The sequence below is a fragment of the Brevibacillus fluminis genome, from assembly GCF_003710825.1.
Lineage (GTDB): Bacteria > Bacillota > Bacilli > Brevibacillales > Brevibacillaceae > Brevibacillus_D > Brevibacillus_D fluminis.
Genome location: NZ_RHHQ01000023.1, coordinates 21790 through 43762, shown reverse-complemented (window position 1 = coordinate 43762; position 21973 = coordinate 21790). Strand labels below are relative to the sequence as shown.

Below are 21973 nucleotides of genomic sequence, written 5' to 3'. Positions count from 1 at the left end.
CACACTACTAGGGACAGCATGGAAGGAGGATTACGATGGAGTCGTTGGCAAAACGCATTGCGTATCTTCAAGGCTTGACTGATGGGCTGGAGGTTGGAGAGAAAAGCAAGGAGGGGCGAATCATTAGCGAGATGGTTACGCTTCTCGATGAGCTTCACGTCGAGTTGAAAACCTTGCAGCTGCGAATGGAAGAAGCGGAATCCTATGTCGAGGCTGTCGATTGCGATTTGGGCAATCTGGAATGGTTCGTCTACGATGATGAAGACTTATATGAAGATGTTGATGACGATGGTTTTGTCATAGAGGGACGAGACCAAGACTACTATGATCTCGATGATAGCGAGGATTCATACATATACGCAGAAAATATGCGTCAAGCTCCCGCAATCAACCCGTCCTAACGTAAAGCAGAACGTCTGGTTTCACCGGAATCATATCCGGTGGGGCCAGGCTTTTTTTCATTTCCTCCCTCTCTGTTCCCTAGCAAAATCGGCTGCATCCCTTCTCTTCTTTTTTGGCATAAAACAGAATAGGCCGAGCATAGGATTGTGGTAAGTCAAAGTGGACAAAGGGGTGAATCTATGAAAGAAATCGTAGGGCTCATGCCAGGTCCCATACGTACACTCTTGTCTTCTCTGCCCCCTGCCGTCCGTGATCACCTGGAAGAGATACGATTGCGACAGCAGCAGCCGCTGGAAATTCGCTATGGGCAGCAGGCCAGCTATATCACTCCGGCAGGTCAGCTAACAGCGAATTCGCGGCACGGGTTTCTCGTAACAGAGGAGCTGGTCGTGAAGCTGATGAACCAGCTAACCCAGCACTCGCTATATGCATTGGAAGAGGAGCTAAGACGCGGTTACATCACGGTTACGGGTGGACATCGGGTGGGCATCGCAGGAAAGGTGGTGCTGGACCACGGGGAAGTGAAGGCCATCAAGGAAATCACCAGCTTCAATATTCGGATTGCTCGAGAGAAGAAGGGGATCTCACAGAAGCTGCTGCCGTTTTTGTTTGAGGGAGGGCAAATCCAAAACACATTGATTCTATCGCCACCCCAATGCGGGAAGACCACGCTCTTGCGTGATTTGGCCCGAGCCTTCAGCTACGGGAGCGAATGGGCTTCGAGCCGCAAAGTCGGCATCGTGGACGAGCGTTCAGAGCTAGCCGGCTGCCTACAAGGGATTCCGCAGCGCGATGTCGGGCCACGAACCGATGTGCTGGATGCGTGTCCGAAGGCAATCGGCATGATGATGATGATCCGCTCGATGTCTCCGGATGTGCTGGTCGTCGACGAGATCGGTAGGGCGGAAGATGCGGAAGCCATTTGGGAAGCGGTTCATGCTGGTGTCGCTGTCGTCTGCTCCGCACATGGACATGACGTAGCCGAAGCGGCACAGAGGCCGACGATCGGAAAGCTGATCACACATCGTGCCTTCTCCCGCTACATCGTGCTCGATCGCTCGAATGGCGCCGGGACGGTCAAAGGCATCTACAACCGGGACCTGGAAAAAATCAGCAAGGAGAAACTGGTATGCTCAAGCTGATTGGAGCAGCTGTCATCCTCTTTTCCTGCTCAATGGTAGGTTGGCAGATGGGTCGCTATTACGCGTTTCGTCCGTTGGATATCCGTACCATGATTATTTCCTTGCAGATGCTCGAGACGGAGATTGTCTATGGTGCTACTCCGCTGCACCGCGCGATGGCCAAGATCGGCGAGCGGATGCGCTCGGGAATCGGCCGCATGTTCCTTACCGCATCCGAGCTGCTTACGCAAGAGGACGAGCCGCAAAGCACGAGTGAGTCGTGGCGTCAGGCCATCGAAAAAAACTGGAGCCAGACTGCTATGCGCAAGTCGGAAAAAGACATCCTGCTGACACTGGGCATGGTCCTTGGCAACTCGGACCGCGACGATCAGCAAAAGCATCTGCGATTGGCTATCACTCACTTGCAGGGGCTGGAAGAGGAGGCGCGTAGCGATAAGGAACGGTATGAAAAAATGTACAAAAGCCTTGGATTTTTGGGCGGACTCTTGGTAGTCATCTTGATGCTGTAAGCGAGGTGCGTAAGCGTGGATTTCGACTTGACTCCCGTCTTTCAAATTGCCGGAGTCGGATTTATCGCGGCGATCATCCATACGGTGCTCAAAGCGTCCGGTAAGGAAGAGATTGCCCACTGGGCGACGCTGGTCGGGTTCATCATTGTACTGTATATGGTCGCTCACTATCTGGGGGATCTGTTCTCTGAGGTCAAACGCGTATTCCTGTTCAATTAGCATAAGGAGGACGCCCGGATGGAAATCGTCCAAATTGTCGGACTGGGGCTTGTAGCAACGGTCCTGTCGCTGGTCATAAAAGAACAGAAGCCCATGTTTGCCTTTCTTCTCGCGGTTGCAAGCGGAGTCATCATCTTTTACTTCCTTATCGACAAGATTTCGGTGGTGATCCGCATTCTGGAACGGTTGGCCGTACAGGCCGATCTCAATATGGTATTCCTTGAAACGATTCTCAAAATCATTGGAATCGCCTATATCGCCGAATTCGGTGCCCAGATGACGCGCGATGCCGGACAAGGGGCGATCGCTTCCAAGATCGAGCTGGCTGGTAAAATTCTCATTCTGGTCATGGCAGTCCCGATCATCCAAATCATCATCGAAACCGTTGTCGGCCTCTTGCCTGCATAACTCGCGAAAGGAGGAATACGTGTGTCTCGTTGGGGGAGGCTTCTCATCTTCTTGTTGCTCTTCTTGCCCAGCAATCTCGCTCTTGCAGCTCCACTCACAGCCAATCCCGTCGAGAACCTCGTTCGCGAGCAGGTAGACCATCTTCAGACTGAGAAAATCGAGCAGTTTTGGCAAAAAACATTGCAGGAATATCAGGGCTATTTGCCAGACATCAAATCGCCAGGCTTGGTTCAACTGCTGATGCAGGATGGGCAAATCTCATTCTCCGGGATCGCCAAAGGGATGCTCAAGTTTGTCTTCCACGAAATTTTGATGAATGGCAAATTGCTCTCCTCGATCATCATCATTACGGTTTTCGCGATGATACTGGAGACAATGCAAAATGCCTTCGAGCGCAATACGGTCACCACCGTCGCCTATGCCATCGCCTATTTGGTGCTCATGGTGCTCGCCATCAACAGCTTCCATGTCGCGATCAGCTACGCAAAAGACGCCATTACCGACATGTCCGGCTTCATGCTGGCGATGATCCCGCTTGTGATCGCGCTGCTCGCGTCAATGGGAAACATCGCGTCTGCGGCGATGTTCCACCCGTTGATCATCTTCATGGTCAACATCAGCGGCACGATCATTTCGACGGTCATTTTTCCGCTCTTGTTCTTTTCCGCGCTCCTCTCGATCGCTAGCTTGTTTTCCGACAGGTACAAGGTCACACAGCTGGCGACGCTGCTGCGTAACATCGCGATGGGAGCGCTCGGTTCCTTTTTGACAATCTTTTTGGCCGTCATCAGCATCCAAGGGGCAACCTCCGCCATCACAGACGGTGTTACGATCCGGACGGCCAAGTATGTCACAGGCAACTTCATCCCTGTCGTCGGACGGATGTTCTCGGATGCCGCAGATACCGTCATCAGCGCATCGCTCCTGGTAAAAAATGCGGTTGGACTAGCCGGGGTCATCATCCTCTTGATCATCTGTGCGTTCCCCGCATTGAAAATACTGGTGCTGGCGATTATTTACAACATTTCGTCCGCGGTTTTGCAACCGTTGGGTAACAGTCCGATCATCACGGCACTCGGCACGATCGGCAAAAGCTTGCTATTTGTCTTTGCGGCATTGGCAACCGTCTGCCTAATGTTTTTCTTGGCAATCACGATCATGATAGCGGCAGGCAACATTTCCATGATGATACGGTAGGTGAATAAACGTGGAGTGGCTCTCACTTTGGTTGAAAAAAATCATTCTGCTCGTTTTGCTCGCCGCCTTCCTGGATTTGATCCTGCCGAATACCAACCTGCAGCGATACGTCAAAATGGTGATGGGCTTGATCATTTTGCTTACGATTATGTCTCCGCTGTTTACCATCTTCAATCTATCCCAAGACCAGCTCGCCCTCAAAATGAGCCGGTATCAGCAGGAGATGACCAACACGACGGATTCGGACATAAAAGGACTGACAAACCGGATCTTGTCTACGCAGGATGAACAAGCCCATCAGTACGTGCAAGAGCAGATGGAAGCCATGATCCGAGAACAAGTGAAAGAAAGCTACGGTGTCGAGCTGGCGCAAGTGAACGTCAATATCGAGAAAAAGGACCAGGCAGCGCGGATCGCAAGCATCGATCTCGTGGTGGCAGAACAAGGCGAAAAGCCGTCGGTCGAACGGGTGACGCCGGTCATCAAGCCGATCGAACCAGTGCGCATCGAGGTTGGACAAGAGCAAGCGGCTACAGCACAGGCGCCAAAAACAGAGGCAACCGCTACGCAAACCAATCCGCTTTACCTCCAAATTCGTGATACCGTTGCCCAGTCGTGGGCACTGGCACCTAAGCAGGTGGAGGTGACAGGAGAACAAGCCCGCGAGGAAAAGTAACGACTGGGTCCAACAAATAGGCGAAGCAGAAGAAGAAAGGGGGTGGAGCCGGATGTTTGCCAAATGGAAACCGTCGATGCGCTATCTGTTTATTCTGCTAGGCGTCGGTGCTGTTTTGATGATTCTCACCGATTTTCTCGGCTCGGATAAAGACAAACCGCTCGGGCTGGGGAGCATGCAGCAGCAAGAAACCCTTCCGGCTGCGGGCCAGGATCACGCGGCGGGGAGTGTTGCAGCAGGCAGTTCAGCCAGCAATGACTGGATCAAAGAATATGAGAACAACTACGAGACACAGCTCGCCGAAATTTTGGAAGCGGTGATCGGAGTTGGCCAGGTACAGGTCATGGTCAATTTGGATTCGACGCCAGAAATCGTCATCGAAAAAAACCGGGATTCCCGCACAACCTCAACCCAAGAAACGGACAAAGAGCGTGCGACACGTAACCAAAGCGAGCAAACGCTTCAAGAGCAGGCACTCGTTTTGAAGGATTCCAAGCAAGAGCAGCCAGTGGTGCTCAAAACATTGAAGCCTAAAGTAAGGGGGGTGCTGGTGGTTGCAAAAGGAGCAGAAAACGTCCAGATCAAGGCCTGGATTCTTGAAGCGGTCCAGAAGGTGCTAGATGTACCCGCATACAAAATTTCAATTTTGCCCAAAAAGGGATAGGGGGTCATGAAAAATGATGTTGCGCAAACAAACCGTATGGCTTTTGACGATGCTTGCAGTGATGGTGGTACTCTCCGGGTATTATTTGGTGAAAGGGCCAAACGAGCAGTTGCCTGCGCTTGGGAACGAGCAAAAAACGACGTCGCCTGATGCGATGCTCGGCGTAGATGTAAATACTCAAACGGCAGATCCTCAAACAACGCCTCCACAGCTCCCAACGACGATCGATGCATCGGGCACGGGCGCAGCCGTCCTGCCGACGCCGAATGGGACTGCACCTGACACGACAGCGACGCAAAATGGAAATACCGCACCGAATGCGCAAGTAACACCTGATGCTACACAGCCAGATTCTTCCTCCGCTCCGACAGCAGCACAGCAGCAAGGTGTAACGACCAGCGACTTCTTCCAAGGCTACAAAATGCAGCGCGATGCGATGCTGGCGAAACAGAAGGATGAACAGTTCAGCATCATGAGCAGCGACAAATCGTCCCCACAAGCGTATGCAGACGCGAAGAAAAAGCATGAGGAACTCTCCACGATGGAAAGCAATACCGCTGCATTGGAAGAATTGCTGAAAGGTAGCGGCTACAAAGATGCGGTCGTATTGCCGCAAAATGATAAAGTGCAAGTCATCGTCCAAGCGGACAAACTGACAAATAAAGAAGTGGTTGACATCATCGCGACGGTGAAGCAGCAAATGAATGTATCAGGCAACAATGTGATCGTTCAGTCCAAACCATAATCGGACAATTCGTAGTTGTGCGAATCCGGAACCTCGCATTTGAGGCAGTTCCGGCTGTTTCGCAAAACCACCCGCCAGGCATGGCAAAAGCTGATGCCGGGCGGGTTTTTTCTTGACGTTGTCCATGTGAAAAGCTACCATGATACATGTGACTGTACATACCCGCGAACTGGAAAAGCCAGCAGAATCATTGAGAATACGAAATAGTGTCTCATGGGATTGATATTGTAAAGGAGTGGTATGCGTGTTTAAAATGCATGAAATAAGAGAAATCATCAAGCTGGTGGATCAATCCACCATCCAGGAGTTTGAATTGGAAAGCGAAGGAACAAAGGTGAGCATCAAAAAAGCAGGTGCGGCCGTTCAAGCAGCACCTGTTGTGTTTGCACAGTCTGCGCAAGTGCCAGCAGCAGTCGCAGCACCTGTGGTTGAAGTGGCACCTGTCACAGCAGTACAAGCTGCACCGGTTGCTGTGGAAAAGCCAGCGGTATCCGCAGCGGCAGTTGACGAAGCTTCTTTGCTGAAAGTGGTTTCGCCAATGGTTGGTACGTTTTATCGCGCTTCTGAACCGGGCAAGCCTGCCTATGCCCAAGTGGGAGATCAAGTGACCCCGAGCAAAGTGGTGTGCATCGTGGAAGCGATGAAGCTGTTCAATGAAATTGAAGCGGAAGTGAGCGGCGAGATCGTGAAGGTTCTGGTGGAAGATGGCCAGCTCGTAGAATACGGACAACCGCTATTCTTGGTGAAACCGTAGGAAGGCTCAAAGGAGGAGTACCATGTTTCAAAAAATCGTTATTGCCAACCGCGGTGAAATCGCTGTCCGGATTATTCGCGCCTGCCATGAGATGGGCATCTCTACCGTTGCCGTTTATTCCGAGGCTGACCGCGAATCGCTGCATGTCAAGATGGCGGATGAGGCATACTGCATCGGTCCAACCGCCTCAAAGGACAGCTATCTGAACATGGCGAGCATCATGAGCGTGGCGACGAAAGTTGGGGCGGACGCGATTCACCCTGGCTATGGCTTTTTGGCGGAGAATGCGGACTTTGCGGAAATCTGTGCGGCCTGCAACATCACGTTCATCGGTCCAGATCCGGAAGCAATAACCAAAATGGGTGACAAGTCGACTGCGAAGGATACGATGAAAAAAGCGGGCGTACCGACAGTCCCAGGTACAGACGGTTTGATTGAAAGCATCGATGAGGCGCTTACGATTGCATCCCAAATTGGTTATCCGGTCATCGTCAAAGCGACGGCGGGCGGAGGCGGACGAGGCATGCGTGTAGCCAACAGCGCCGAAGAGCTGGAAAAGGCGATCGGTCTTGCACAAAATGAAGCCAAAACCGCGTTCGGCAACCCGGGCGTGTATTTGGAAAAATTCGTGGAAGGTCCACGACATGTCGAGATTCAGATCATGGCTGACAAACACGGCAACGTCGTGTACTTGGGCGAACGCGATTGTTCGATCCAACGTCGCCATCAAAAACTGATCGAGGAAGCGCCATCGCCAGCGCTCAGCAAAAAGCTGCGCCAGGAGATGGGAGAAGCTGCTGTTGCGGCTGCGCAAGCGGTGAATTACCACGGCGCCGGGACGGTCGAGTTTTTGCTCGACAAGCACGGAAAGTTTTATTTCATGGAAATGAACACGCGGATTCAGGTCGAACATCCGGTAACGGAGATGGTCACAGGCTTTGATCTGATTAAAGAGCAAATCCTGGTGGCAAGCGGCGAGGAGCTCTCCTTTACGCAAGCTGATGTGAAACTGAACGGTTGGTCGATAGAGTGCCGGATCAACGCAGAAAATCCGGTGAAAAACTTCATGCCGTCTCCAGGCCGCATCGTCAACTATCTGCCTCCAGGAGGCTATGGCGTACGTGTGGACAGCGCAGCTTACAGTGGCTATCAAATCCCGCCTTACTACGATTCGATGATCGCCAAGCTGATCGTCTGGGGAAAAACGCGGGAAGAAGCGATCGAGCGGATGAAACGTGCTCTTTCCGAGTTCATGGTGGAGGGGATTCATTCCACGATTCCGTTCCATCTGAAAATGATGGATCATGAAGTGTTCCGCAGCGGTAATTTCGATACGAAATTCCTGGAAACGTATGATCTGCACCTAGAAGAGCAGGAGTAATCAATTTGTAAATACTGGGCTTTGTTGCTATAATGAGATGTAAATTAGGGGAGGTGCGAAATATGGAAGAGTTTCTTACAGATACAGACAGAACTGAACTTGGAAAAATTCAGATCGCTCCCGAGGTTTTGGAAGTAATCGCAGGCATGGCAGCAGCGGAAGTCGAAGGCGTTGCCCAAATGAGCGGTGGCTTGGTTGGCGATATCGCTGAAAGACTGGGACGCAAAAACATTGCGCGCGGGGTGCGCGTCGAGGTTGGAACCAGAGAAGCTGCGGTAGATGTCTCCATTATCGTGAAGTACGGACACCGCATTCCGGAGGTTGCCCGCCTGATTCAAGACAGCGTCCGCAATGCGATCGAAACCATGACGGGGCTATCCGTAGTTGAGGTTAATGTACATATCGTGGATGTTGAATTGAAATCCGAAGAGAAAGCGCAGCCGGTTGCAACTCCGGGTGTAGCCGACGAATATCACAGGGTTCGATAACACGACTTATGCCTCCATTGCGGAGGCATTTTCTTCACCCAAGGAGGGAAGCTCGTGAACTTGTTTGATCGCTTTATTTTGACCATTTACAGCCTGGCGCTGATTGTCGTCTCAATATTCACCATCGGCTTGTTCTTCGGGCTGGTGCCGCTTCAGCTGGTACAGGAGCCGCTGGTTTCGCTGTATGGCAATCCGATGGGCGCGCTACCTTATATTATCGTAGCGCTGATCTTTTTGATCATCAGCGTCCGTTTTTTCATCGGCAGCTTTGTATTCGGTAAAACAACGAAGCAGGAGCGCGGCATTCGCCAGCGCGGCGAGTTCGGTGATGTGACGATCTCCATGGTAACGATCCAGACGATCGCGGAGCGTGCAGCGCGCAAGGTGAAAGGCGTGCGCGATCTGAAAACATATGTCAAATCGCTCGAAAGCGGCAACTTGATTGAGCTGCGCGTCTCGATTGACGGCGAAACGCCGATTCCCGACATCACCCAAAAGCTGCAAGCCGATGTGAAGACAACGGTGGAAGCGATCGCAGGTGTGGAGATCACGGAAGTACGGGTAACGGTAGCCGAGGTGCTGACGCAAGAAAACCTCCCGCTGCGCACAAGGCGGATAGAGTAGAGGGTGATTTTGATGTTATGGGAGCTGTTGTGGGAGCATAAGGGGAAAGCGCTTGGCGTTCTCGCGGGGTTACTGTTTGGCTGCATTTACTTGGTCGTTGGTTTTTGGAATACGCTTGTCTTCATCGTGTTTGTCGGTACGGGTTATTACATCGGCCGGAAGCTCGATCAAAAGGAAGACCTGCGCGACATTTTGGACAAGATTTTACCGGGGAAATTTAAATAGTAGGTGAACGAAAGTGATGAAACGTAGAACAGCAAGGGAAAAGGCAGTACAATGTTTGTTTCAAATCGATATGGCAGAAACAACTCTCGGCGATGCGTATGCATTTGTGCTGGAAAACACAGCGGAAGACCCGACATATCTCCGCCATTTGGTGGAAGCGACGCTATCCAACCAAGATGCGATTGACGAGGAAATTAAAAAGTATTTGCGAGGATGGCAACTGGATCGGATCGCCAATGTGGACCGTGCTGTTTTGCGACTGGCTTTTTATGAATTGATGTTTGAAACCGATACACCGCCAAGAGTCGTGCTGAACGAAGCGATTGAGCTGGCTAAAACGTTTAGCGATGAGCAATCGAGCAAATTCATTAACGGCGTTTTGTCCGCTTATTTGCAATCGCGCCAGTTAGCGTAATAAAGACAGGTGAAAACAATGAGCAAGCAGGTACTTCTTGGGATTGATACGAGCAATTACCGTACGTCACTTTGTCTGGTTGGTGAAGACGGCGAGATTGTTGCAGAAGCGAAGCGGCTCCTCAAAGTGAAAGCGGGGGAGCGCGGTCTGCAACAATCGGAAGCCGTCTTTCAGCATGTGATGAACCTGCCTGAATTAAGTGAGCAGCTAGGTCTCTCCGATCAGCAATTGATCGGAATTTGCGCAAGCTCACGGCCGCGTTCTGTAGAAGGTAGTTATATGCCTGTGTTTAAGGTCGGGGAAGGCTTGGCCAAATCCTTGGCGATATTTCACAGGGTGCCGATCTATATGACCAGTCACCAGGAAGGGCACATCGCTGCAGGAGAATACACCTCAGATGAGCGGCCGACACAGGAGCGGTTTCTTGCGGTGCATTTATCGGGCGGAACGAGCGAGCTGTTGGATTGCACGCGGACCACGACCGGCTATCAGATCGAGAAGCTTGGCGGTACGGTTGACCTTCACGCTGGGCAGCTGGTGGATCGTGTAGGAGTCGCGCTCGGATTGCCGTTTCCGGCAGGGCCGAGCCTTGAGCAGTTAGCTAAGCAAGCCGAAGGGACGTTTCGCGTGCCATCGACCGTGAATGGCTTCACGTTTCATTTTTCCGGAGCGGAGGCCGCTTTGCTGCGTGCGATTGAGCAAGGGGATGTCGCGCATGCCGAAATCGCCCGGGCGACCGAGCAGTGTGTCGCTAATACGCTGGAAAAAGTGCTGCGTGCTGCGGTTGAAGAAGGCTACCCCCGTGAAATCTTGATCGTTGGCGGCGTGGCTGCCAATCAATACGTACGCGAGCGTCTGATCAAACGGCTGGAGCATCCGTCTGTCAAAGCGAAGCTGTTTTTTTGTGATCCGGTTTATTCGGGTGATAACGCGTACGGTGTCGCACAAATCGGTTGGAAAATGCTAAAATCCGAACGATGAAGGTTTTGCTGTAATTTAAAATTCGCCTTTACATAACTTCCTTCTCTGGATAAACTATGAGTAGTTGAATTGGATGAGGAGGCTACACACATGACAGCTACGGTGATTGACGGAAAAGAAACAGCGAAGAAGATTCGTGAAGAACTGGCGATAGAAGCAAAAGCGTTAGCGGAAAAAGGGATTATTCCGGGTTTGACGGTTATTTTGGTCGGGAATGATCCGGCTTCCGAATCGTATGTAAAAGGGAAAATCAAAGGCTGTGCCGAGGTGGGCATCCATTCGGAGCTGATTCGCATGGAACCGACCGTCACGCAGGAAGAGCTTTTGGCTGAAATCGAAAAATTGAACCAAAATCCGAACGTTCACGGCATTTTGGTTCAACTTCCGCTGCCGAAGCATATTGCGGAGAGTGCAGTGATTGATGCGATCAGCCCTGAAAAAGACGTGGACGGCTTCCATCCGATTAGCGTCGGGAACATGCTGATCGGGAATGAAACGTTTTTGCCTTGCACTCCGCATGGCGTAATTGAGCTGATCAAACGGACCGGAACCGAGATTTCCGGTAAACATGCGGTTGTTGTAGGCCGGAGCAACATCGTCGGCAAGCCAGTCGCGATGCTGTTGTTGCAAGAAAACGCGACCGTGACGATTTGCCACTCGCGCACCCCTGACCTCGCTGCAATCACAAAGCAAGCGGACATTTTGGTCGTGGCGGTAGGTAAAGCCCATATGATCGGGGCAGAGCATGTGAAGCCGGGAACAGTCGTTATCGATGTTGGCGTGAACCGGATCGAGACAGGAAAACTGGTCGGCGACGTCAAATTTGATGAAGTGAAGGAAATCGCCAGCCACATTACACCTGTACCAGGCGGCGTTGGACCGATGACCATCACCATGCTGTTGAAAAATACCGTGCGTTCGGCAGAAAGAGGGCTGGAACGCCGTTAATGAAATGAAGGGATGCAAATGAGAGGACAGGAAATCTGGTCGGTCAGTGATGTGAATCGCTACATCAAGCAAAAGCTGGAGCGCGACGAGCATGTGTCCGACATCTGGATACGCGGAGAAATCTCCAATTTTACCCGCCACTCCAGTGGTCACATGTACTTCACCTTAAAAGATGGGGAAAGCCGCATCAAGGCTGTCATGTTTCAAGGCTATAACCGATTCCTCAAATTCGTCCCGAAGGATGGAACCAAGGCACTCGTCCGTGGTTCCATTTCTGTCTATGAACGGGACGGCGCCTATCAGCTGTATGCCCGCGAGATGCAGCCAGACGGTCTGGGGTCGCTTTATTTGGCGTTTGAGCAGCTTAAAGAGAAGTTGGCGCAAGAAGGCTTATTTGCAGCGGAACGGAAGCGCCCGCTGCCCGCCTTTCCGCGCACCGTCGGGGTTGTCACATCGCCTACGGGTGCGGCTGTTCGCGATATTTGCACAACCATTCGGCGCCGGTTTCCACAGACACAGATTTTGATCGTTCCCGCGACGGTTCAGGGGACGGAAGCGCCTGCCTCCATCGTGGCGGCAATCGCGCGAATCAATCGACGGGATGATGTCGATGTACTCATCGTCGGTCGTGGCGGCGGTTCGATCGAAGAGCTGTGGGCTTTTAATGATGAAGGGGTGGCGCGAGCAATCGTAGGTTCACGTATTCCTGTTATCTCGGCTGTTGGTCACGAGACCGATGTGACGATCGCTGATTTCGTCGCCGATATGCGGGCGGCAACGCCGACAGCGGCGGCAGAATTGGCTGTGCCGCACCATTTGGAGTGGCGGGAGCGTCTGCAAAAGCAGGAGCAGCGTCTGCATCGACTGCTGCGCATCAAGCTTGCTGATCACCGTAAACGGTTGGATCAGCTGCAGAATTCCTACGCACTGCGACGGCCGCAGCGTAGGCTTGATGATGCGAGACAGCGGCTCGCTGATGCGCAAATGCGTGCGACCACCGCGATGAAACAGCAGTTGAAGCGCGAGCAAAATCGATTGACACATCAAGAGCAGCTGCTCGCACGCAGTCCGATTACGCAGACCGTGCAAAAAGAACGGAAAACAGTCGCCCATTTGCAAAACCAGCTTGCTCAACTGATCGGTCGGAAGGTGGCCGAATCGCGGCTCGCCTGGTCCTCATCCGTGGCTCAGCTTGACGCGCTCAGTCCGCTGAAAGTAATGTCGCGCGGCTTTTCACTTCTGTACAAGGAAGAGCAGCTGGTGAAATCGGTACAGCAAATTGCAAGCGGGGACAAGCTCGTGGTACGATTAACGGATGGAACGATTTTGGCGGAAGCGCTGACAATCGAGGAGGGGAAAACGGATGGCTCGCAAGAAAGTTGAGCAGGAATTAGAATTACCGTACGAAGAAGCGATGAAACGGCTGGAGGATGTCGTTCGTCGATTGGAGGAAGGAGACGTCCCACTGGAAGAGGCGATCGGTCTTTATCAAGAGGGCGTTCAGCTGGCTCGCCTTTGCGGCAGAAAGCTTGATCTCATCGAAGCGCAAATCACGCTCTTGCTGGAAGAGAACGGGGAGCTGAAGGAAAAGCCGTTTATGCTGGAAGGTGAAGTATGATGACGGTGACGCTCACTTCTTACCTCGAAGAAAAAATCACCCTTGTCGAGCAACAGCTACCGCTGGCTTTGGAAGAAGCGGGCGTACCGGAACGTTTATATGAATCCATGAAATATTCATTAATGGCGGGCGGAAAACGGCTTCGCCCGATCTTGGTGTTGGCCGTGCTCGAAGCGTTGGGCAAACCAGCCGAGCGTGGGATTCCATATGCGGTTGCGTTGGAAATGATACATACGTATTCGCTGATTCACGACGATTTGCCGGCGATGGACGATGACGATTTACGCCGCGGCAAACCGACCAACCATAAGATGTTTGACGAAGCGACTGCCATTTTGGCGGGCGACGCTCTGCTGACGCGTGCATTTGCCCATATCGCGCAGTCGTACCTGTCCCACTCTGAGGTAAACACTGCCACTGCGGTCAAGCTGATCGCTGAGCTGGGCAAGCGCGCAGGGGCGACAGGAATGGTAGGCGGGCAAATGGCGGATATCCAAGGAGAAGGACGACAGCTGACGCTAGACGAGCTCGAGTACATTCATCACCACAAGACAGGTGATTTGCTCGTGGCGGCGTTGCTCGGCGGCGGTTATTTGGCGGAAGCGAATGATGAGCAGCTTGCATCCTTGCATACCTATGGCGTATCGATCGGACTCGCTTTCCAGATCCAGGACGACATTTTGAATGTAGAAGGCGATGCGGCTACGTTGGGCAAAGCTGTCGGCTCGGATGCGGAGAAGCAAAAAGCCACCTATCCTTCCTTGCTCGGCATGGATGCATCGCGCGATCGTCTGCACCGCTTGGTAGCTGACGCGAAGGACACGCTCACCCGTGCGGGGATTGCGAACTCGGCTTTGCATTTGCTCGCGGATTACGTTGTTTCGCGCAACAAATAAGGATGGCAGGAGAAGACCTTAGCACATCGTTAAGGTCTTTTTGCTTTTTGGGCGAGGTTTTCAGAAATGACAAAGATTCCTCGAAAACGAATATACGTTCGCGTGAAGGCGCTTCCGGGCGATTTTTCCTAACAAAGTGGAGTTTTCTCGACAAAACGATTATAATGAAGCAAGTATTTACCTGGTATTCATCTTGAAAGTGAGGGGTTATATGTTACTCGACAACATAAATAGCCCGAAGGACCTGAAAAAACTTACAATCCCGCAGTTATCAAGATTGGCTGAAGAAATCCGGACGTTTCTGATAGAAAATCTGGCGAAAACAGGCGGGCATCTTGCCCCGAATCTAGGCGTAGTGGAGTTAACGTTAGCGCTGCACTACCTGTTTAACAGTCCTACCGATAAACTGATTTGGGACGTAGGGCATCAAGCCTATGTGCATAAGATGTTGACGGGTCGTCGGGATCAATTTCCGACGCTGCGGCAGTACAAAGGTTTGTGCGGATTCCCGAAAATGGCGGAAAGCCCGCATGATGTTTGGGAGACAGGCCATAGCAGCACGTCTCTTTCCGGTGCAATGGGCATGGCTTGTGCTCGCGATCTCAAGGGCGAAAAAAACCATGTGGTTGCCGTCATCGGTGATGGCGCGCTGACCGGTGGCATGGCCTTCGAGGCGCTCAATCATATTGGCCATGAAAAGAAAAATGTGATTGTCGTGCTCAATGACAACGAAATGTCGATTGCTCCAAACGTGGGGGCGCTCCACAATTATTTGGGCAAGTTGCGCACCGACTCGAGCTACAGATGGGCAAAAGACGAGATGGAGCATTTGCTCAAATCGATTCCGGCTGTCGGCGGCAAGCTTGCACAGCTGGCCGAACGAGTCAAGGACAGCATGAAGTATTTGTTGGTCTCCGGCATTTTGTTTGAAGAGCTCGGCTTTACCTATATCGGACCGATCGACGGACATAATCTCGATTTGCTGCTGGAGACGCTGAAAACAGCAGCCAATACGAAAGGGCCGGTTTTGGTCCACGCGATTACGAAAAAAGGAAAAGGCTATGCACCGGCTGAAGCGGACTCCGTCACCTGGCACGGCGTCGGTACGTACAAAATCGAATCCGGCGAATCCGCATCGAAATCAGCAGCGACATACACATCTGTGTTCGCTGACACGATGATTGAGCTTGCCCGCGAGGAAAATCGGTTGGTAGCCGTAACACCAGCGATGCCAGCTGGCTCGGGGCTGCTCAAGTTCGCACAGGTTTTCCCGAAACGGATGTTTGATGTGGGAATCGCCGAGCAGCATGCGGCAACATTTTGTGCAGGGCTCGCGCTGCAAGGTTTGAAGCCAGTGTATGCTGTCTATTCGACATTTTTACAGCGTGCCTATGACCAGCTGATCCACGATATCGCACGCCAAAAGGCAAACGTGATTTTTGCCGTTGATCGTGCAGGTCTTGTCGGAGCAGACGGGGAAACCCACCAAGGCGTTTATGACATCGCCTTCATGCGTGCGATTCCCAACATGGTGATCATGGCACCGAAAGATGAAAACGAGCTGCGCCACATGATGAAAACTGCGGCCGTTTATGACGAAGGGCCGATTTCATATCGTTATCCACGCCTGAATGTGCGCGGCGTGAAAATGGATGAAGAGATGCATGCTCTGCCAATCGGTAAAGCAGAAATCGTGCAGGAAGGCAAGAACGTAGCGATTTTATCATTCGGTCATATTTTTGAAATTGCTGAGCAAGCCGTGGCACAGCTTGGACGCGACGGTATCGCGCCAATGCTCGTCAACGCACGCTTCTGTAAGCCGCTCGACGAAGATCTTCTGCGCCGTCTGGGCAACGAAGGGTATGATATCATCACGGTGGAAGAAGGATGTGCGATGGGCGGATTCGGCAGTGCGGTTCAGGAGTTTTATGCAGCAGAAGGCTACCATGACATGAATGTGACGATCATGGGCGTGCCTGATTATTTCGTGGAACATGGTACGGTAAAAGAGCAGCGTCAGGAAATCGGGTTGACGGCTGAAGCGATTGTTTCCCGTGTACGTTCACTTATTCCACTACACAAGCAAAGGGCATAACAACCATATGAAGAAAGAGCGTTTGGACATCCTGTTGGTCGAGCAAGGGTATTTTGCCACCCGGGAAAAAGCAAAAGCGGCGATTATGGCCGGACTGGTCCTGATCGGTCAGGAACGATGCGACAAGGCGGGAACCAAAGTGCCGGTCGATGCGGTCTTTACTGTGAAAGGGGAGCTGCATCCGTACGTCAGCCGAGGCGGCCTGAAGCTGGAAAAGGCGATTGAGGTTTTCGGTATCGATATGACGGACAGAGTGATGATGGACATCGGTGCCTCTACCGGTGGATTCACCGATTGTGCCTTGCAAAAAGGCGTGCGAAAAGTGTATGCCATCGACGTGGGCTATGGGCAGCTCGACTGGTCGCTGAGAAAGGACGAGCGTGTCGTGGTCATGGAGAGAACCAATTTCCGTCATTTGGACCCTGATACGTTTCCGCATGAAAAGCCGGATATCGCCTCAATCGATGTCTCCTTCATTTCGCTAAAAATCATCCTGCCCGTCCTGTACCGCTTCTTGAAGGAAGAGGGGGATGTGCTCGCGCTGGTCAAACCGCAGTTTGAGGCAGGGCGGGAGAATGTTGGAAAGAACGGCATTGTGCGCGACCCGGATATTCATCGCGAGGTGCTGCAGACGATCATCCAGTTTGCCCAGTCGATCGGATTTGCAGCGAAAGGCCTCCATTTCTCGCCGATCACAGGCGGAGAAGGCAATATCGAATTCTTGCTTCATCTGCGCAAAACCGCGCAAGCCGACGAGCTAACGCCATGGTTCACCGAGATCGAACGGATTGTGGAGCAGGCACACACTAGTTTGAAATAAGCACCAGGCGAAAGGGAGCTTGAGCGTTGCAGACGCCAAAAGCTCCTTTTCGATCATTTTCGTGCATAAGCACAAAGCAGAAGCATCCCGCATAAAGAAGCACCAGCGTTCAACATGGGCTTCTTCAACGGGAGTTTTTCTTTTTTGTCCCAATAAGCAGACGGCTTGCTGTCTTTTATGTATGAAACATTGTATAATTGTATAAGGATTTCAACCGTTTCGGGGTGGCAGATGAACACAATAGGGATCGTTGCTATCAAAGGAAAACCGGAAGCGCTCATCGTAGCGCGGGATTTGGTTTATTTACTTGAACAGAGGGGCATCCAAGTATTTTTGGAGGAAAGTATTGCCAAAAAGATGGGACGCCCGGAATCGGCATTACCTGTGAGCGCGTTTGCGGATCAGGTAGAGCTGGTTTGCGTTTTGGGCGGGGACGGTACTTTGCTCGGCATCGCGCGGATGCTGGCAGGCCATTCACTGCCGATTTTGGGGATCAACCTGGGAACGCTCGGCTTTTTGTCCGAAGCGGAGCCGGATGATCTTCCGCTTGCCGTGGATAACCTTTTATCCGGGAGATATGATATTGAAGAGAGAAGCATGCTGGAAGCGAAGCTAGTGCGCGATGGAGAGGTTTTAGCCACGTTCACTGCGATGAACGATATCGGCATCGCCAAAGGCGCTTTTTGCCGCATTATCCAATGCGGAGTCTTTGTGGACGAGCATTATGTCGTTACATTCAATGGTGACGGTCTGATCGTATCGAGTCCAACCGGCTCTACCGCCTATTCCCTCGCAGCAGGGGGGCCGATCGTTGCACCGAATGTCAACATGCTGCTTTTGACGCCGGTGGCACCGCACTCGCTGACTGCACGACCGATCGTTTGCTCGGGAGATCAGCTGATCCGTATCGAGGTGGACGCCAAGCACAAGGACATGGGGCTTTCAATCGATGGACAACTGGGCTATGAGCTCGAGGGCGGCGATCAGATTTTTGTCAAAAAATCACCGTATATCACGCCGCTAGTAAAGTGGAAGACAGGCAACTTTTTTGAGACAATTCGACGGAAATTACACGGTGAATGGGAGTAATTTATGAACAAAGGACAAAGGCACATTCGAATTCGCGAAATCATTACGAATTATGAAATAGAGACACAGGACGAATTGGTTGACCGTCTGTGCGATGCCGGCTTTAATGTGACGCAGGCGACTGTTTCCCGCGACATCAAAGAGCTGCATCTGGTAAAAGTACCGCTGATGGACGGACGGTACAAATACTCGCTGCCGGCGGATCAAAAGTTCAATCCACTGCAAAAGCTAAAGCGTGTATTGACGGAGTGCTTCATCAACATAGACCATGCGGACCATTTCGTCGTCATGAAGACGATGCCGGGCAATGCCAATGCGGTTGCAGTGTTGATTGACAACATCCAATGGCCTGAGGTGATGGGAACGATTTGCGGCGATGACACGATTTTGATCATCTGCCGTTCTAAACAATTCAGCCAAGACGTATCAGAGCGACTGCTGGAAATGCTCTAAAGTGAGGTTGTAACCATTATGCTGCTCGAACTCACCATTCGTAATTTTGCAATCATCAAACAGGTGGCCATTTCGTTTCGTAAAGGTTTGAACATCTTGACAGGCGAGACGGGTGCCGGTAAATCCATCATCATTGATTCACTCGGCTTGTTGCTGGGCGAGCGCGCTTCTGCTGATTTTGTCCGCTACGGCGAAAAACGGGCAGAGGTGGAAGGGCTGTTTGAACTGCCTGCAAACCATCCGGCTATCGCCATTTGCGAAAGCTTTGGCGTTTACATTGAAGCAGACGGCATGGTGGTAGTGCGCCGCGATATTTCCGCGCAGGGGAAAAGCATCATCCGCGTCAATGGACAGTTGATCACGCTTGCGATGCTGCGCGAGCTGGGACCGTGGCTGGTTACCGTTCACGGCCAGCACGATACGCATGATCTGATGCATGCAGAAAAGCATATCAATTGGCTAGATGCATACGGGGAGCAAGCGCTTTCCAGTGTAAAGCGGGAATACGGGACTCTCTATTCTTCCTATCGCAAGCTCAAGCAGGATATGGAGCGTATGGCCAAGAACGAACGCGAGCTGGTGCAGCGTATCGATTTACTGAGCTATCAGCTGAGCGAGATTGAGAACGCCTCCCTGCAGCCAGGAGAGGATGAAAAACTCGCTGCACAGCGCAAAAAATGGCTTCATGTCGAAAAGGTGTCCAAAGGCGTCCGGTCGGCGTATACAGCCCTCTCAGGTGATCAGAGAGGAATGGACTGGCTTGGTCATGCGATGGGCGAGCTGGAGCGGCTGCAGCAGTATGACGAGTCGCTCGGTCCAATCATAGAGGCGGTGCAAGCCGCTTATTACCAAGTGGAAGATGCTGTTGGACTCTTGCGGCAATTCGGGAATCATCTCGATTTTGATCCGCGTCAGCTCGAGGAATTGGAGCAGCGTTTGGACCTTTTGCAAATGCTGAAGCGCAAGTATGGCAAAAATGTCGATGACATTTTGGAATATGCCGCAAGTATTTCCGACGAATTAGATGAAATGCAGCATTACGAGGAGCGTCTGTCACAACTCGGCAAACGTCTGCAGGAGCTGGCGGCTGACCTATCGATCGAAGCGATGGAGCTGTCTATGGTCCGCCGTGAATGCGCCACCAAGCTGGCTTGTGAGATTGAACAGCAGCTCAAGGAGCTGTTCATGGATCGGGCGCGGTTCGCGATTGAGGTGCGTCAGATCGAAGATGAGGATGGCATTGAAATAGAAGGAATCAAACGGAGTGTGGACGCAAGCGGAATCGACCAAGTCGAATTCATGATTGCCCCGAATCCGGGAGAGCCGATGCGGCCTTTGGCCAAAATCGCTTCAGGCGGCGAACTTTCGCGAATTATGCTGGCAATCAAAACGATTTTGGCGGACAAGGAGCAGGTGGGCACGCTCATTTTTGACGAAGTCGACACAGGCGTGAGTGGACGCGCGGCGCAAGCAATTGCGGAAAAACTCGCACAGGTGGCGCAAAACAGGCAGGTGCTCTGCATCACCCACTTGCCGCAGGTTGCAGCACTGGCCGACGCGCACTTTTTGATCCGCAAAGAGATTAAAGAAGATGCGACGGAAACGATTGTCGACCGGTTGCCGGAGAGCGGTCGTGTGCAAGAACTCGCGCGTATGCTTGGTGGGGCGCAGATAACGGAAAAGGCAGAAGAGCATGCCAAGGAAATGATCCAGATGGGAAAACAGCGCAAAGCTGTCAATTACTCTTGACGGCTTTTTGTTATAAACCATGATCGGCTCGGTAACATTATAGATACACAAAGTGGAGGTGTAGAGGTGTAGGTAGGGAATGTAGGAGTGATTGCTGGTGATCCGACAAGAGAAAAGAAAGTGGATTGGAAGTTTGCTTCTGCTCGTCACAGCGCTCATCGTTTGTTCCACCCCGTTTCAAAAGCTTACATCCATGCCCAATGAATTGCGGTTATTCGCAGGCAGCAATGAAGAACTCCGCTTATCCGTGCCGGTCATGGGCACGTTAGTCAACAGCAATCCCGAGGTCCTTGCCGTCAATGGCGCAGGGGGACGTGAAGTACCCGTTGATTTTAGCAAGCCTGTATCAGTCGAACCCAGACAGGCAGGCAGTGCCGATTTGCAAGTAAAATGGGGCAATATGCCGATCAAGACCGTGAAAGTGAGCGTCTTGCCCGATCTGCGAGTCATTCCAGGTGGACAGTCGATCGGCGTCAAACTGCAAACGTCAGGCGTCCTTGTCGTTGGACATCATTTGGTGAACAACGGTACAGAGAAGTTTTCTCCAGGCGAACGCTCCGGCATTCATGTTGGTGATACCATTATCAAGATGAACGACATGTACATCAATGATATGAACGATGTGAAAAAGCTGGTTAATGAAGCGGGCGCGAAAAACGAACCGGTGCAAATGCTGGTGGTTCGTGGCAAGGAGAAGCTGACGGTCAATCTTATGCCAGCAAAAGACTTCAAAGACAACGAGTATCGCATGGGTCTTTATATCCGTGACTCGGCTGCGGGAGTTGGCACGCTAACGTTTTATGAACCAAAAACCGGCGCATACGGCGCACTGGGCCATGTCATCTCCGATGTAGATACGGGACAGGCAATCGTTGTGGGAGACGGCCAAATCGTGCAAGCGAGCGTCACGTCGATCGAAAAAGGCGAAAGCGGGAATCCGGGCGAAAAATTTGCACGGTTCTACAATGAGAGCCAAGTGCTCGGCAACATCACCAAAAATACTCCATTCGGCATTTTTGGCAAAATGAAGGAAACTCCAAAGAGAAGCTTTTATCAGGAAGCGATTCCTGTCGCTTTGGCGGAACAGGTGCAAGAAGGCCCAGCTAAAATTTTGACAGTGGTGGATGGACAGCGCGTCGAAGAATTTGACATCGAAATCGTGAATGTCGTCAAACAGCATTTTCCCGCTACGAAGGGCATGATTATCCGAGTGACTGATAAGCGCCTGCTCGACAAAACAGGTGGAATCGTTCAAGGGATGAGCGGCAGCCCAATCATCCAAAACGGGAAAATGGTCGGTGCGGTCACACATGTATTTGTGAATGATCCGACGTCCGGTTACGGGTGTTTTATCGAATGGATGCTGCAGGATGCGGGTTTGGGAAACCGCGATTCTTCCGAACTAAAGGCGAGCTGACGCTGCCTTTGGTTCTTTCTTTCCGCTTCTTTTGTCGAAAAATATTCAACCTTTCGCC

26 protein-coding genes are annotated in these 21973 nt (G+C 51.9%); all 26 read left to right on the top strand.

From position 1 onward, the window contains the following. Positions 1–35: 35 nt before the first annotated feature. The 26 genes from EDM56_RS25855 (at position 36) to spoIVB (ending at position 21915) form a co-directional block, all read left to right on the top strand. Positions 36–401 carry a CD1247 N-terminal domain-containing protein gene (locus EDM56_RS25855; protein ID WP_122920835.1) on the top strand — a complete coding sequence of 122 codons (366 nt, stop codon included), beginning with the start codon at positions 36–38 and terminating at the stop codon, positions 399–401. Positions 402–581: 180 nt separating this feature from the next. Further along, the gene (gene spoIIIAA, locus EDM56_RS25850; protein ID WP_122920834.1) at positions 582–1544 is read left to right on the top strand and encodes a stage III sporulation protein AA; all 963 of its coding nucleotides are present in this window, start codon (positions 582–584) and stop codon (positions 1542–1544) included. Then, the gene (gene spoIIIAB, locus EDM56_RS25845; RefSeq protein ID WP_122920833.1) at positions 1532–2053 is read left to right on the top strand and encodes a stage III sporulation protein SpoIIIAB; all 522 of its coding nucleotides are present in this window, start codon (positions 1532–1534) and stop codon (positions 2051–2053) included. Before spoIIIAA ends, spoIIIAB begins: the two co-directional genes overlap by 13 nt. Positions 2054–2068: 15 nt before the next feature. Continuing rightward, positions 2069–2272, top strand: a complete 204-nt coding sequence (gene spoIIIAC, locus EDM56_RS25840) for a stage III sporulation protein AC (protein ID WP_122920832.1) — start codon at positions 2069–2071, stop codon at positions 2270–2272. 18 nt (positions 2273–2290) lie between these two features. Further along, a complete protein-coding gene (gene spoIIIAD, locus EDM56_RS25835; protein ID WP_122920831.1) occupies positions 2291–2680 on the top strand; it encodes a stage III sporulation protein AD in 390 nt (129 codons plus the stop codon). Between the two features lie 21 nt (positions 2681–2701). Then, positions 2702–3877: a stage III sporulation protein AE gene (gene spoIIIAE, locus EDM56_RS25830; protein WP_122920830.1), complete on the top strand. Its 1176-nt coding sequence runs from the start codon at positions 2702–2704 to the stop codon at positions 3875–3877. Between the two features lie 10 nt (positions 3878–3887). After that, positions 3888–4553, top strand: coding sequence for a stage III sporulation protein AF (spoIIIAF, locus tag EDM56_RS25825; protein WP_122920829.1), 666 nt, complete (start codon positions 3888–3890; stop codon positions 4551–4553). 52 nt (positions 4554–4605) lie between these two features. Next, the gene (spoIIIAG, locus tag EDM56_RS25820) at positions 4606–5217 is read left to right on the top strand and encodes a stage III sporulation protein AG (protein ID WP_122920828.1); all 612 of its coding nucleotides are present in this window, start codon (positions 4606–4608) and stop codon (positions 5215–5217) included. A 13-nt stretch (positions 5218–5230) separates the two neighbouring features. Next, positions 5231–5962, top strand: a complete 732-nt coding sequence (locus EDM56_RS25815; protein ID WP_122920827.1) for a SpoIIIAH-like family protein — start codon at positions 5231–5233, stop codon at positions 5960–5962. A gap of 244 nt (positions 5963–6206) precedes the next feature. Further along, the gene (accB, locus tag EDM56_RS25810) at positions 6207–6716 is read left to right on the top strand and encodes an acetyl-CoA carboxylase biotin carboxyl carrier protein (RefSeq protein WP_246009539.1); all 510 of its coding nucleotides are present in this window, start codon (positions 6207–6209) and stop codon (positions 6714–6716) included. Positions 6717–6738: 22 nt separating this feature from the next. Continuing rightward, complete coding sequence (gene accC, locus EDM56_RS25805) at positions 6739–8097, top strand: acetyl-CoA carboxylase biotin carboxylase subunit (RefSeq protein WP_122920826.1); 1359 nt, start codon at positions 6739–6741, stop codon at positions 8095–8097. A 62-nt stretch (positions 8098–8159) separates the two neighbouring features. Then, entirely contained in the window at positions 8160–8585 is a 426-nt protein-coding gene (locus tag EDM56_RS25800) for an Asp23/Gls24 family envelope stress response protein (RefSeq protein ID WP_122920825.1), read from the top strand. A gap of 54 nt (positions 8586–8639) precedes the next feature. Next, positions 8640–9209, top strand: coding sequence for an alkaline shock response membrane anchor protein AmaP (amaP, locus tag EDM56_RS25795; protein WP_122920824.1), 570 nt, complete (start codon positions 8640–8642; stop codon positions 9207–9209). 12 nt (positions 9210–9221) lie between these two features. After that, positions 9222–9434, top strand: a complete 213-nt coding sequence (locus EDM56_RS25790) for a DUF2273 domain-containing protein (protein ID WP_122920823.1) — start codon at positions 9222–9224, stop codon at positions 9432–9434. Positions 9435–9450: 16 nt separating this feature from the next. Next, the gene (gene nusB / locus EDM56_RS25785; protein WP_122920822.1) at positions 9451–9849 is read left to right on the top strand and encodes a transcription antitermination factor NusB; all 399 of its coding nucleotides are present in this window, start codon (positions 9451–9453) and stop codon (positions 9847–9849) included. An 18-nt stretch (positions 9850–9867) separates the two neighbouring features. Beyond that, on the top strand, positions 9868–10830 hold the full coding sequence (locus tag EDM56_RS25780) for a Kae1-like domain-containing protein (RefSeq protein WP_122920821.1): 963 nt from the start codon (positions 9868–9870) through the stop codon (positions 10828–10830). Between the two features lie 90 nt (positions 10831–10920). Further along, positions 10921–11778 carry a bifunctional methylenetetrahydrofolate dehydrogenase/methenyltetrahydrofolate cyclohydrolase FolD gene (folD, locus tag EDM56_RS25775; protein WP_122920820.1) on the top strand — a complete coding sequence of 286 codons (858 nt, stop codon included), beginning with the start codon at positions 10921–10923 and terminating at the stop codon, positions 11776–11778. 18 nt (positions 11779–11796) lie between these two features. Beyond that, positions 11797–13161, top strand: coding sequence for an exodeoxyribonuclease VII large subunit (xseA, locus tag EDM56_RS25770; protein WP_122920819.1), 1365 nt, complete (start codon positions 11797–11799; stop codon positions 13159–13161). Further along, positions 13142–13396 carry an exodeoxyribonuclease VII small subunit gene (gene xseB / locus EDM56_RS25765; RefSeq protein WP_122920818.1) on the top strand — a complete coding sequence of 85 codons (255 nt, stop codon included), beginning with the start codon at positions 13142–13144 and terminating at the stop codon, positions 13394–13396. Before xseA ends, xseB begins: the two co-directional genes overlap by 20 nt. Next, complete coding sequence (locus tag EDM56_RS25760) at positions 13396–14292, top strand: polyprenyl synthetase family protein (RefSeq protein ID WP_183192603.1); 897 nt, start codon at positions 13396–13398, stop codon at positions 14290–14292. Before xseB ends, EDM56_RS25760 begins: the two co-directional genes overlap by 1 nt. A gap of 211 nt (positions 14293–14503) precedes the next feature. Then, complete coding sequence (dxs, locus tag EDM56_RS25755) at positions 14504–16387, top strand: 1-deoxy-D-xylulose-5-phosphate synthase (RefSeq protein ID WP_122920816.1); 1884 nt, start codon at positions 14504–14506, stop codon at positions 16385–16387. A gap of 7 nt (positions 16388–16394) precedes the next feature. Further along, positions 16395–17207 (top strand): TlyA family RNA methyltransferase, encoded by an 813-nt coding sequence (locus EDM56_RS25750; RefSeq protein ID WP_122920815.1) that lies wholly within the window; start codon positions 16395–16397, stop codon positions 17205–17207. A 231-nt stretch (positions 17208–17438) separates the two neighbouring features. After that, a complete protein-coding gene (locus EDM56_RS25745) occupies positions 17439–18296 on the top strand; it encodes an NAD(+)/NADH kinase (protein WP_122920814.1) in 858 nt (285 codons plus the stop codon). Between the two features lie 3 nt (positions 18297–18299). Then, a complete protein-coding gene (gene ahrC, locus EDM56_RS25740) occupies positions 18300–18749 on the top strand; it encodes a transcriptional regulator AhrC/ArgR (RefSeq protein WP_122920813.1) in 450 nt (149 codons plus the stop codon). A gap of 18 nt (positions 18750–18767) precedes the next feature. Next, positions 18768–20498 carry a DNA repair protein RecN gene (gene recN / locus EDM56_RS25735; protein WP_122920812.1) on the top strand — a complete coding sequence of 577 codons (1731 nt, stop codon included), beginning with the start codon at positions 18768–18770 and terminating at the stop codon, positions 20496–20498. Positions 20499–20595: 97 nt separating this feature from the next. Further along, a complete protein-coding gene (gene spoIVB / locus EDM56_RS25730; RefSeq protein ID WP_122920811.1) occupies positions 20596–21915 on the top strand; it encodes a SpoIVB peptidase in 1320 nt (439 codons plus the stop codon). Positions 21916–21973: the final 58 nt, after the last annotated feature.